This is a genomic window from Aeromonas sp. R1-2, from assembly GCF_040908505.1.
Classification (GTDB): Bacteria; Pseudomonadota; Gammaproteobacteria; order Enterobacterales; family Aeromonadaceae; genus Aeromonas; species Aeromonas veronii.
Map to the genome: position 1 here is coordinate 66,066 of NZ_JBFODU010000018.1, position 11,602 is coordinate 77,667.

The 11,602-nt window shown below is 58.9% G+C and carries 9 protein-coding genes; 2 read left to right on the forward strand and 7 right to left on the reverse strand.

Features of this window, described 5'->3' with window-relative positions; genetic code table 11:
* Positions 1–68 precede the first annotated feature (68 nt).
* Entirely contained in the window at positions 69–647 is a 579-nt protein-coding gene (locus tag AB5Y76_RS07000) for a DUF4124 domain-containing protein (protein ID WP_069527009.1), read from the reverse strand.
* Between the two features lie 115 nt (positions 648–762).
* The gene (gene glnA, locus AB5Y76_RS07005) at positions 763–2,172 is read right to left on the reverse strand and encodes a glutamate--ammonia ligase (protein WP_005339672.1); all 1,410 of its coding nucleotides are present in this window, start codon (positions 2,170–2,172) and stop codon (positions 763–765) included.
* Positions 2,173–2,523: 351 nt separating this feature from the next.
* Between glnA and typA the strand changes: the two genes are divergently transcribed.
* Positions 2,524–4,335 (forward strand): translational GTPase TypA, encoded by a 1,812-nt coding sequence (gene typA / locus AB5Y76_RS07010; RefSeq protein WP_005339679.1) that lies wholly within the window; start codon positions 2,524–2,526, stop codon positions 4,333–4,335.
* A gap of 241 nt (positions 4,336–4,576) precedes the next feature.
* On the opposite strand, the gene AB5Y76_RS07015 is transcribed toward typA, so the two are convergent.
* From AB5Y76_RS07015 to def, 5 genes are all read right to left on the reverse strand, one after another.
* Positions 4,577–6,019, reverse strand: coding sequence for a TrkH family potassium uptake protein (locus AB5Y76_RS07015; protein ID WP_005341967.1), 1,443 nt, complete (start codon positions 6,017–6,019; stop codon positions 4,577–4,579).
* A 96-nt stretch (positions 6,020–6,115) separates the two neighbouring features.
* On the reverse strand, positions 6,116–7,492 hold the full coding sequence (trkA, locus tag AB5Y76_RS07020; protein WP_005339689.1) for a Trk system potassium transporter TrkA: 1,377 nt from the start codon (positions 7,490–7,492) through the stop codon (positions 6,116–6,118).
* An 87-nt stretch (positions 7,493–7,579) separates the two neighbouring features.
* Complete coding sequence (gene rsmB / locus AB5Y76_RS07025; protein WP_263717846.1) at positions 7,580–8,872, reverse strand: 16S rRNA (cytosine(967)-C(5))-methyltransferase RsmB; 1,293 nt, start codon at positions 8,870–8,872, stop codon at positions 7,580–7,582.
* 60 nt (positions 8,873–8,932) lie between these two features.
* The gene (gene fmt, locus AB5Y76_RS07030) at positions 8,933–9,877 is read right to left on the reverse strand and encodes a methionyl-tRNA formyltransferase (protein WP_263717844.1); all 945 of its coding nucleotides are present in this window, start codon (positions 9,875–9,877) and stop codon (positions 8,933–8,935) included.
* Between the two features lie 12 nt (positions 9,878–9,889).
* Positions 9,890–10,402: a peptide deformylase gene (gene def / locus AB5Y76_RS07035; RefSeq protein WP_005357510.1), complete on the reverse strand. Its 513-nt coding sequence runs from the start codon at positions 10,400–10,402 to the stop codon at positions 9,890–9,892.
* Between the two features lie 108 nt (positions 10,403–10,510).
* Here def and AB5Y76_RS07040 point away from each other — a divergent pair, with 108 nt between their 5' ends.
* Complete coding sequence (locus AB5Y76_RS07040) at positions 10,511–11,602, forward strand: LysM peptidoglycan-binding domain-containing protein (protein WP_263717843.1); 1,092 nt, start codon at positions 10,511–10,513, stop codon at positions 11,600–11,602.

Consider the following 11,602-nt stretch of genomic DNA (forward strand, 5'->3'; position numbering starts at 1 on the left):
GTGCTACACACCTGTCATGCACCGATATGGTGCATAGAGTTTACCCGCATCGGTGCGCTATATCACCCCTAGTCGGCTTTGGGGGTGGGTTTGGGAGCCGGCGTCACGCTCGCTCTATGCAGGTAAAAGGTGACTGCACTGGATTTAGCAAGGATCGTACCGTCTTTGGCGAGCAGCTCGAGCTGAGCCTCGTGGGCGCCGCGATCGACGTTTTCGACGCGGACAGAGAGGCTGTTGCTGACGATGGGGGCGGCTTTGCCATCCAGGGTCAGGCGCACATCATACTGGGTCGGAGGTTTGGGGCTGATGGTGCCCTGAAAGACGATGTTGCCTGTGTTGTCGCGCAGGGTGCTGCCCTGTTCCGGGGAGAGCAGTTCGATGGTCAGCTTGGCCGCCTCTTTCTCTTTCTTGGCATCGGCGCCAGTCAGGCTGTTGAAGTTATCCACCTGCACCGATCTGGGCGCGCTGCTGCCCAGCAGCGGGGCGACCCGCAGATCGACCTCTTTGGCGTTTTTGCCGGGTGGTGGCGCATCCGAGTAGTGGGTGATGCCATTGCCATCGACCCAGGAGTAGACCTTGGCCGCGTCCGCACCGAACGAGGTCAGCAACAGGAGGCCGAGCACCCCTATGCCATGCTTGTTGTTCATCCATCTCTCCTTGACGGTATTTTGCTTAATCCTATCAGAGAAAAAACCCGCCAGATGGCGGGTTTTGTCACGATTAAGCAAGCTGACCAGATTTAAACGGCCAGTCTGCTGAGACTTAGACGGAGTAGTACAGTTCGAACTCCAGCGGGTGCGGGGTCATGCGCACACGGTCAACATCCTGCTGTTTCAGTTCCAGATAGGAGTTGATGAAGTCATCGCTGAACACGCCGCCACGGGTCAGGAACTCGCGGTCAGCATCCAGAGCGGCCAGTGCTTCGTCCAGAGAACCGGCAACGGTCGGCACTTCTGCGGCTTCTTCTGGCGGCAGGTCATACAAGTTCTTGTCCATGGCATCGCCCGGATGGATCTTGTTGATGATACCGTCCAGACCGGCCATCAGCTGGGCAGCGAAGGCCAGGTACGGGTTGGCAGCCGGATCCGGGAAGCGCACTTCGATACGACGGGCTTTCGGGCTCGGTACCACCGGGATACGGATGGAGGCAGAGCGGTTGCGGGCAGAGTAAGCCAGCATGACCGGTGCTTCATAACCCGGAACCAGACGCTTGTAGGAGTTGGTGGTCGGGTTGGCGAAGGCGTTGATGGCCTTGGCGTGCTTGATGATACCGCCGATGTAGTGCAGCGCCATCTCGGACAGACCGCCATACAGGTCGCCAGCGAACAGGTTGACGCCGTTCTTGGCCAGGGACTGGTGGCAGTGCATGCCGGAGCCGTTGTCACCGAACATGGGTTTCGGCATGAAGGTAACGGTCTTGTTGTAGGCGTGGGCCACGTTGTGGATCACGTACTTCAGTACCTGTACTTCATCAGCTTTCAGCGTAAGAGTGTTGAAGCGGGTAGCGATCTCGTTCTGACCGGCAGTGGCCACTTCGTGGTGGTGAGCTTCAACGACCTGGCCCATCTCTTCCAGCACCAGACACATGGCGGCGCGGATATCCTGGGAAGAGTCGACCGGTGCAACCGGGAAGTAACCGCCTTTCACGAACGGACGGTGACCCTTGTTGCCATGCTCATAGGCAGTGCCGGAGTTCCATGCAGCTTCTTCAGATTCGATTTTCACGAAGCTGTGGCCCATGGTGTTGGAGAAAGTAATGTTGTCGAACATGAAGAATTCCGGCTCCGGCCCGAACAGCACGGTGTCAGCGATGCCGCTGGACTTCAGGAAATCTTCTGCACGCTTGGCGATGGAGCGCGGATCGCGGTCGTAGCCCTGCATGGTGGCAGGCTCCAGTACGTCACAAACGATGTTCAGGGTGGTCTCTTCGGTGAACGGGTCCAGCTTGGCGGAGGCTGCGTCCGGCATCAGTACCATGTCGGATTCGTTGATGCCCTTCCAGCCGCCGATGGAGGAACCATCGAACATCTTGCCGTCTTCGAAGAAATCTTCATCAACCTGGTGAGCAGGGATGGATACATGCTGCTCTTTACCCTTGGTGTCGGTAAAGCGCAGATCAACAAACTTGACTTCGTGTTCCTGGATCAGGGCCAAAACGTTCTGGGCTGACATGCTAAGTAACCTCCGGTGTTAAAACTCTCTGGGTGAATGCGTCGTCGTATTCACATAAGCCAGTATCGTGCCAAGTTTGTGACAGCTTGATTTCAGGGCAATCTCGCTGAAGAGGCTCCCCAAAATCAGGCGATCTCGACTCGCGTTGCATCAATTTAGTGCGATGGTGGATCGTTTTGGTGCACTGTAATGGTGCGCGAAATACGGTCACCGCCCATCTAAGCAGGGTTTGTCAGAGAGGTCTATGATCCAGATCTGTTGTTATGCGCGAATGTACTGCAATTCTGCTAGGCAGATCACAAAGGCAAGAGTACAATTAGCGCCCAATTTTACCCGGTGATTGAGGCGAGAATGTTAGAGAATTTACGCAATATTGCGATTATTGCGCACGTTGACCACGGCAAAACGACTCTGGTTGATAAGCTGCTGCAGCAGTCCGGCACCCTGGACCGCTCCACGGAAGGCCAGGAACGGATCATGGACTCCAATGATCTGGAACGGGAACGTGGCATCACCATTCTCGCCAAGAACACTGCGATCCGCTGGAATGACTACCGCATCAACATCGTTGATACCCCGGGTCACGCCGACTTCGGTGGTGAAGTAGAGCGCGTACTGTCCATGGTTGACTCCGTGCTGCTGCTGGTTGACGCCGTAGACGGCCCGATGCCGCAAACCCGTTTCGTGACTCAGAAAGCGTTCGCTCAGGGTCTGAAGCCGATCGTGGTCATCAACAAGGTTGACCGTCCGGGTGCTCGTCCTGACTGGGTAATGGATCAGGTATTCGACCTGTTCGACAACCTGGGCGCGACTGACGAACAGCTGGATTTCAAAGTTGTTTACGCCTCTGCACTGAACGGTTGGGCCACCATGGATCAGGACGTCGAGTCCGAGAACATGGAGCCGCTGTTCCAGGCCATCGTTGACAACGTTGAAGCGCCGAAGGCTGATGCCGAAGGTGGTTTCCAGATGCAGATCTCCCAGCTGGACTACAACTCCTACGTGGGCGTTATCGGTATCGGCCGTATCACCCGTGGTCGCGTCAAGACCAACCAGCAAGTCACCATCGTTGGTGCTGACGGCAAGACCCGTAACGGTAAAGTCGGTCAGGTGCTGGGTTATCTGGGTCTGTCCCGTACTGAAGTTACCGACGCGCAAGCGGGTGACATCATCGCTATCACCGGTCTGGGCGAGCTGAAAATCTCCGACACCATCTGTGACAACGGTGCCGTTGAAGCCCTGCCGCCGCTCTCCGTTGACGAGCCGACCGTGAACATGACCTTCCAGGTCAACACCTCACCGTTCGCCGGTAAAGAGGGCAAGTTCGTGACCTCCCGTAACATTCTGGAGCGTCTGAACCAGGAGCTGGTCCACAACGTGGCCCTGCGCGTGGAAGAGACCGATGATCCGGACAAGTTCCGTGTATCCGGTCGTGGTGAGCTGCACCTCTCCATCCTGATCGAAAACATGCGTCGCGAAGGTTACGAACTGGCTGTGTCCCGTCCGGAAGTAATCCTGCGTACCGTTGATGGCGTTCTGCAAGAACCGTTCGAAACCGTAACTGTGGACGTTGAAGAAGCGCACCAGGGTTCCGTGATGGAGCAACTGGGTCTGCGTAAAGGCGAAATGACCAACATGACCCCGGATGGCAAGGGTCGTGTCCGTCTGGACTTCATGATCCCGAGCCGTGGCCTGATCGGTTTCCAGACCGAATTCATGACCATGACCTCAGGTACCGGTCTGCTGTACCACACCTTCGACCACTACGGTCCGCACAAGGGTGGCAGCATCGGCGAGCGTCAGAATGGCGTGCTGATCTCCAACGCTACCGGTAAAGCACTGACTTACGCCCTGTTCGGTCTGCAAGACCGTGGTCGTCTGTTCATCGGTCACGCGACCGAAGTGTACGAAGGCCAGGTGATCGGTATTCACTCCCGTTCCAACGACCTGACTGTTAACTGCCTGAAAGGCAAGCAGCTGACCAACATGCGTGCCTCCGGTACCGACGAAGCTCAAGTGCTGACTCCGCCGATCCGCATGACTCTGGAACAGGCTCTCGAGTTCATCGATAACGACGAACTGGTAGAAGTGACTCCGAAGAACATCCGTATCCGCAAGAAATTGCTGACCGAGCTGGATCGCAAGCGCTCTGGCCGTGGTTAATGCCATGTGCTGAGCCTCGGCAGCCTTCGTGGCCGCTGACGGTTCACTGATAAACGGACCCAAACCTTTGGTTTGGGTCCGTTTTTTTATGCTTGTGATCCGCTCTGGCCATCCTGATGAGCTCGTTCAGGCCATCCGGTAATGGGGCTGATGAGCGTTGAGCGAAGGTCGTGGGGGTGGGTGAGATAAAAAAGCCGCAGCGGATGAACGCTGCGGCTTTTTGCTGGCTTGCAGTAAGGGGTTACTGGCGCCAGAAGGAGGGGAAGAAGAGCACGGCGACCGTCAGGATCTCCAGTCGTCCCAGCAGCATGCCGAATGACAAAAGCCATTTGGCCGATTCCGGCAGGCTGGCAAAGTTGGTGCTGGGGCCGACCACCGGGCCCATGCCCGGGCCGACGTTGGCGACCGCCGTGATGGAGCTGGAGATAGCCGTCAGGGGGTCAAGCCCGATGGCGCCCAACAGTGCAGCTATCACCAGAATGATGGCGAAGTAGGCCAGTACGAAGGAGATCATCGAGCGGATGATGGCGTCATTGACCGTCCGGCCGTTGTACTTCTGCGGGAATACGGCAGAGGGGTGCATCAGCTGGCGCATCTGCTTTCTGAACAGGGCGAATGCCACCTGTACCCGGAAGATCTTGAGACCACCCGCAGTGGAGCCTGAACAGGCCCCAAGAGCCAGCAGCACGATGAAGACGATGCTGGCGAGCGGCCCCCAGGTGCCAAAGTCACCAAGGCCGTAGCCGGTGGTGGTGAGCACCGAGACGATGTTGAAGCAGCTGATGCGCAGGGCATCCCAGAAGCCGAACAGGTCTCTCTCCCACAGATAGAAGGTCATGATGACGGTGACCCAGACCACCAGCCAGAAGAAGCCGCGCACCTGGGCATCCTTGAACAGGCTGTTGTCCCTGTGGTTGAGGCTCTGCACATAGAGCAGGAAGGGCAGGCCACCGAGGAACATGAACAGGGTGCCAATCCAGTGTGCCGAGTTGGAGAAGTGGGACATGGATTGATCGGAGGTGGAGTAGCCGCCGGTACTGAGAGTGGTCATGGCGTGGTTGATCGCTTCGAACATGTTCATGCCGCTGGCCCAGTAGGCCATGAAGCAGAGCATGGAGAGCACCAGATAGACCACGACGATGTTGTTGGCGACTGTCTTGGCACGCGGGGCGCTTTTGTCCGACCAGTCCGAGCTCTCGGTCTGGAACAGCTTCATGCCGCCGACGTTGAGGTAGGGCAGCACGGCTACCGCCATCACGATAAAGCCTACTCCACCCAACCACTGCAGGATGGAACGCCACAACAGGATGCTGTGGGCCATGTTGTCGAGGCCGGAGAGCACGGTGGAGCCCGTGGTGGTCACCCCCGACATGGTCTCGAAATAGGCATCGGTGAAGTTGATGTGGGTGATAAAGACAAAGGGCAGGGCGCCGAAGGCGCAGGCCACCACCCAGACCGAGGTGGTGAGCAGGAACATCTCCCGCACCCCCAGATGAAACTCCGCTTTGCGGCCGTAGTGGAGGCATAGCAGGGCGGCGCCGTGGGTGATGAGCACGGACTTGAGAAACTCGACAAATCCCTCTGACCCGGTGAGCAGTGCCAGCAAGGTGGGCAGCCACATGAAGAGCGCCAGCTTGGAGAGCACCAGCCCGAGGGTGAAGATAATGGGACGCAGCTTGATCATGTTCGATAACCTGGTCGTTGATTAACAAAAGACCCGGACCATCCCCTTGGGGGAGCTGAGCCGGGTCTGGTTTGACAGCCTGTGCGCATGAAGACGTTACAGGAAGAAGGGGCTTGGCTGGAACAGCCGCTCCACTTCCGGGATGTACTTCTTGTCCACCAGGAACATGACCACGTGGTCATCCTGCTGGATTTTGGTGCGATCGTGTGCGATCAGTACCTCATCCCCGCGCACTACGGCACCGATAGTGGTACCCGGCGGCAGCTTGAGCTCGCCCACCGTCTTGCCGACCACCTTGGAGGTGTTCTCGTCACCGTGGGCAATCGCCTCGATCGCCTCGGCCGCGCCGCGGCGCAGACTGTATACGTTGGCGATATCGGCTCGGCGCACATGGGTCAACAGGGCCGAGATGGTGGCTTGCTGGGGCGAGATGGCGATATCGATAGAGCCACCCTGCACCAGATCCACGTAGGCGCCGCGCTGGATCAGCACCATGGTCTTCTTGGCGCCCATCTTCTTGGCGAGCAGCGCCGACATGATGTTGGCCTCATCCTCGTTGGTCACGGCGATGAAGACGTCGATCTGGTCGATGTGCTCCTCGGCCAGCAGCTCCTGATCCGCCGCATCGCCGCAGAAGACGATGGTGTTCTCCAGCAGTTCGGAGAGCTGCTCCGCCCGCTTCTGGTTGCGCTCGATGAGCTTGACGCTGTAGCGCTTTTCCAGCTGGCGGGCGAGACCAGCGCCGATGTTGCCGCCACCGACGATCATGATGCGGCGGTAGGGGCTCTCTAGGCGCTGCAGCTCCGACATCACGGCACGGATATGGCCCGCGGCGGCGACGAAGAAGACCTCGTCATCCGCTTCGATGATGGTGGTGCCTTGCGGACGGATCGGGCGGCCCTGACGGAAGATGGCCGCTACCCGGGTCTCGATGTTGGGCATGTGCTCGCGCAGGGTGGAGAGGGCGTTGCCCACCAGCGGGCCGCCGTAGTAGGCCTTGACGGCTACCAGACCGACACGGCCACCTGCAAAATCAACCACTTGCAGGGCACCCGGATATTCGATCAGGCGGCGCACATAGTCGGTCACCAGCTGCTCCGGCGCGATCAGGTGATCCACCGGCACCGATTCCGGCAGGAACAGGCGATCCCGCTCGGTCAGATAGGCTGGCGAGCGGATCCGTGCCACTTTGTTCGGGGTGTTGAACAGGGAGTAGGCAACCTGACAGGCGATCATATTGGTCTCGTCACTGTTGGTGACGGCGACCAGCATGTCGGCATCCTGAGCCCCCGCTTCGCGCAGCACCTTGGGGTGAGCGCCGTGACCGTTGACCACCCGCAGGTCAAACTTGTCCTGCAGTTCGCGCAGGCGTTCGCTGTCGGTGTCGACGATGGTGATGTCGTTGTTCTCCCCGGCCAGGTTCTCGGCCAGAGTGCCGCCGACCTGGCCGGCTCCCAAAATGATGATTTTCATAGGGAACGTCTACTCACGTTGAGGCTGTAAAGGGGAGCGCCAGAACGGAGCTGGCGGCTCTCCCGAATGAGGTTTGTCATGCCCGGCTCAGAGCTTGACCAGTTTGGTGTAGTAGAAGCCATCCATTTCGGCTTCACCCGGCAGGAACTGGCGACCCGGGCAGTCCGGGGTGTCCTGTTCGTGCAACGGTACCAATTTGGCATCTTTGGTCGCGGCAAGGAAGGCGCGGATCTGTTCGCGGTTCTCTTCCGGCAGGACGGAGCAGGTAGCGTAGAGCAGGGTGCCGCCGCTTTTCAGCTTGCCCCAGAGGGCATTGAGAATGCGGCGCTGCAGCTCGGCCAGCTCGCGAATGTCCTGATCACGGCGCAGCCACTTGATGTCTGGGTGGCGGCGGATGACGCCGGTGGCGGAGCAGGGTGCATCCAGCAGGATGCGGTCGAACTGGCCCTCCGGCCACCACTGTTCCGGCGCCGCCGCATCGCCATGGATCACCTTGGCGGTGAGGCCGATACGGTCCAGGTTCTCCTGCACCCGCTTGAGGCGGTTTTCGTCGGCATCGACGGCAACCACGCCAGCCAGCTTGGGCTGACGCTCCAGCAGGTGGGCAGTCTTGCCGCCGGGGGCCGCGCAGGCATCCAGCACCCACTCGCCCGGTTGCGGGTCGAGCAGTGCCGCGGCCTGCTGTGCTGCACCATCCTGTACTGAGCAGTCACCGACCTCGAAGCCGGGCAGCTTGGTCACATCACAAGGACGCTCCAGCAGGATGCAATCCTCACCCTCTTCACCGGCCACGGCATTGATGCCGGCTTCGGTCATGCGAGCCAGCATGGCATCGCGGCTCTGGCGCTGGCTGTTGTTGCGGATCCACATGGGGGGGCGCTGGTTGTTCGCCTCCATGATGAATTCCCACTCATCGTGATAGGCCTGACGCAGGCGCTTGGTGAGCCACTCCGGATGACCGAGGCGAATGCTGGGAACGCGGTCGATACGCAGCAGAATGACTTCTGCGCTGCGCTGGAAGTTGCGCAGCACGCCGTTGATGAGGCCACGCAGGGAGGTGCCCTTGAGCAGTTTGACGGCGTTGACGGTCTCGGCCACCGCGGCGTGAGCCGGAATGCGGGTGTAGATGAGCTGATAGAGACCGACCAGGATGAGGTAGTGGAAAATGCGGCTCTTGTTCTTGAGCGGTTTGTCCATCATCTCGTTGACTGCCGCATCGAGGCGGGGCAGCCAGCGCAGGGTACCGTAGCAGAGTTCTTGCAGGAGAGCGCGATCACGGGGCGCAACCTTCTCCTGGGCAGCAGGCAGAACAGCGGAGAGGGATTGACCCTGATCCAGCACCTGTTGAATAACGAGAGCGGCCTGTGCACGTGTTTTCATAGAGTTACCTTAGATGCGCAAGTCGGGGCCTGGGCCCCGCTTGTGTCAATTCAATCCAGTTCAATTCAATTGCGTGCCGGGTTCAAACCAGTCGCGGCGAGAGTTGAGCAGATCCGAAACGGACATCGCCTTCTTGCCGGGCGGTTGCAGGGTCAGCAGGCGCAGTACCCCTTTGCCGGTAGCGATATCGATCCCCTGCTTGTCGGCCTTGAGCAGGGTGCCGGCGGGTTGGCTGTGGTCGCTGTCAATGACGGCGGCTTGCCATACCTTGACGGTCTGGTCAGCCACTTCAAACCAGCTGATGGGCCAGGGGTTGAACGAGCGGATGCAGCGTTCGATGGCAACAGCCTCCATCGACCAGTCGATACGGGCCTCTTCCTTGGAGAGCTTCTCGGCGTAGTTGGCCAGCGCATCATCTTGCACCTCGGCAGCGGTTTCACCGGCGGCCATGGCATTGATGGTGTCGACCAGTGCTTGCGGGCCCAGCTCGGCCAGCTTGTCATAGAGGCTGGCGGAGGTCTCGTCGGCGGCGATGGGGCAGCTAACCTTGCGGATCATGGCGCCGGTATCCAGTCCCACATCCATCTGCATGATGGTGACGCCGGTTTCGGCATCGCCCGCCCAGATAGAGCGCTGGATCGGTGCGGCACCGCGCCAGCGGGGCAGCAGGGAGCCATGGACGTTGATGCAGCCCAGCCGCGGGGTATCGAGTACCACCTTGGGCAGGATCAGGCCATAGGCCACGACGACCATCAGATCGGCGCCAAGGGCCGCCAGCTCGGCTTGCGCCTCTTCCTTGCGCAGAGAGGCAGGTTGGTAAACCGGCAGGTTGTGGGCCAGTGCCAGCTCTTTGACCGGGCTGGCGGTGAGCTTCTGGCCACGGCCAGCGGGCTTGTCAGGCTGGGTATAAACGGCAACGACCTCGTGGTCGGAAGACAACAACGCCGCCAGGTGACGGGCGGCGAAGTCGGGAGTACCGGCAAAAATCAGTTTCAGCTTATTCAATGGGGCAGATCCTCAGAGGACTTTGCGATCTTCACGGGCCATCTTTTCCAGCTTCTGGCGAATGCGCTGGCGCTTGAGCGGGGACAAGTAATCCACAAATAGCTTGCCGACCAGATGATCCATCTCATGCTGGATGCAGATGGCGAGCAGATCGTCGGCTTCCAGCTCGAACGGCTTGCCGTTGCGATCCAAGGCGCGGATCTTGATCTGTTCGGCGCGAGGCACCAGAGCACGGCTGCCGGGCACGGAGAGGCAACCCTCTTCAATGCCGGTGCTGCCGCACTGCTCGATGACCTCCGGATTGATCAATACCAGAGGATCTTCACGGTTTTCAGAGACATCGATCACTATGATGCGCTGGTGAATGTCGACCTGAGTCGCGGCCAGGCCAATGCCTTCCTCCGCGTACATGGTTTCGAACATATCATCTACAATCTGTTGTAACTCGGGTGTAAAGGTCTCGACAGGGGCTGCAACGGTGCGCAGGCGCTCATCGGGAAAACGCAATACATCTAGAATGGCCATAGTTTTTTCTTTAGTTTCGTATAAATGCAGTCAATATTGGCGTAATTCTAGTCATTTACGCCGACAAAAAACAGCAACACTTTGCGTACAGAAGTAACAGGGAGTGTTATGTATCTGAAGCAAACCATCCTCGCCTGCCTGCTGGTGACCGTGAGTCAGGCAGCAGTGGCCGATCAGCTGAGGCTGAAAGCGGGTTACCCCGAAAGCTATGTAGTGCAAAAAGGCGACACCCTGTGGGATATCTCCGGCAAGTATCTTTCCGAACCCTGGCTCTGGCCCCGTCTCTGGAACATCAATCCGCAGATTGCCAATCCTCACTGGATCTACCCCGGTGATGTACTGCATCTGAGCTGGGTCAATGGTGAACCCCGGCTCGGCAAGGCGATGCAGGGTGGCAAGCAAGTTATCCGTCTCGGCCCGAAAACCCGTTACGAAAACAAAGCCAACCCCATTCCGACTCTGCCTATCAGCGAGATCGGCCCATTCCTGCAAACCGACCATATTCTGGCTGACAACCAGCAGCAGAAAACCTTGCCCTATCTGCTGGGGTCGGATCAGAAACATATCGGGATGCTGGAGGGGGACACCCTCTATGTGCAGGGCTCCCTGACGCCCGGGCAGGTCTATGGCATCTATCATCCCGGAGTGGTCTACAAGGATCGCGAAACCGGTGAACTGCTGGGCCAGGAGGCGATCTTTGCCGGTGTGGTGCGGGCCGTGGCGCGTATTGATGGCGATCGGACTGAAGTTACCCTCACTCATAACCAGCGCGAAGTGCTGCAGGGCGACAAGGTGATGCCGCTGCCGGCTCAAGAGAACATGCCCGCCGTCTTCACACCGAAAGCGGCACCTGCCATCACGCCGGGCTATATCATCGATTTGCCGAACAAGACCCGGGGCGGTGGCAAGTTTGATGTGGTGCTGATCAACCGGGGTGGCCGCGATCAGCTAGTCGCCGGGGATGTACTGGATGTCAGACGACCCGGTGCTGCTCTGGTTACCAAGAATGGCGATGTACAGTACAAGGAGCTCTCGTCGGTTTTTAACCGGGTGTTTTACAGCAGCAACAAGAAGGCACCACTGCCCTCTGAAGCGATTGCCCGTGTCATGTTGTTCAAGGTGTATGACAAGCTGAGTTACGGTCTCATCATGCAGAGTAACGACATGGTGAGTGCGGGTTATCAGGTCACTCACTTCTGA

Coding starts and splice junctions, on each gene's coding strand:
- AB5Y76_RS07000 (WP_069527009.1), bottom strand. CDS start 647: ATGAACAACAAGCATGGCATAGGGGTGCTCGGCCTCCTGTTGCTGACC.
- glnA (WP_005339672.1), bottom strand. CDS start 2,172: ATGTCAGCCCAGAACGTTTTGGCCCTGATCCAGGAACACGAAGTCAAG.
- typA (WP_005339679.1), top strand. CDS start 2,524: ATGTTAGAGAATTTACGCAATATTGCGATTATTGCGCACGTTGACCAC.
- AB5Y76_RS07015 (WP_005341967.1), bottom strand. CDS start 6,019: ATGATCAAGCTGCGTCCCATTATCTTCACCCTCGGGCTGGTGCTCTCC.
- trkA (WP_005339689.1), bottom strand. CDS start 7,492: ATGAAAATCATCATTTTGGGAGCCGGCCAGGTCGGCGGCACTCTGGCC.
- rsmB (WP_263717846.1), bottom strand. CDS start 8,872: ATGAAAACACGTGCACAGGCCGCTCTCGTTATTCAACAGGTGCTGGAT.
- def (WP_005357510.1), bottom strand. CDS start 10,402: ATGGCCATTCTAGATGTATTGCGTTTTCCCGATGAGCGCCTGCGCACC.
- AB5Y76_RS07040 (WP_263717843.1), top strand. CDS start 10,511: ATGTATCTGAAGCAAACCATCCTCGCCTGCCTGCTGGTGACCGTGAGT.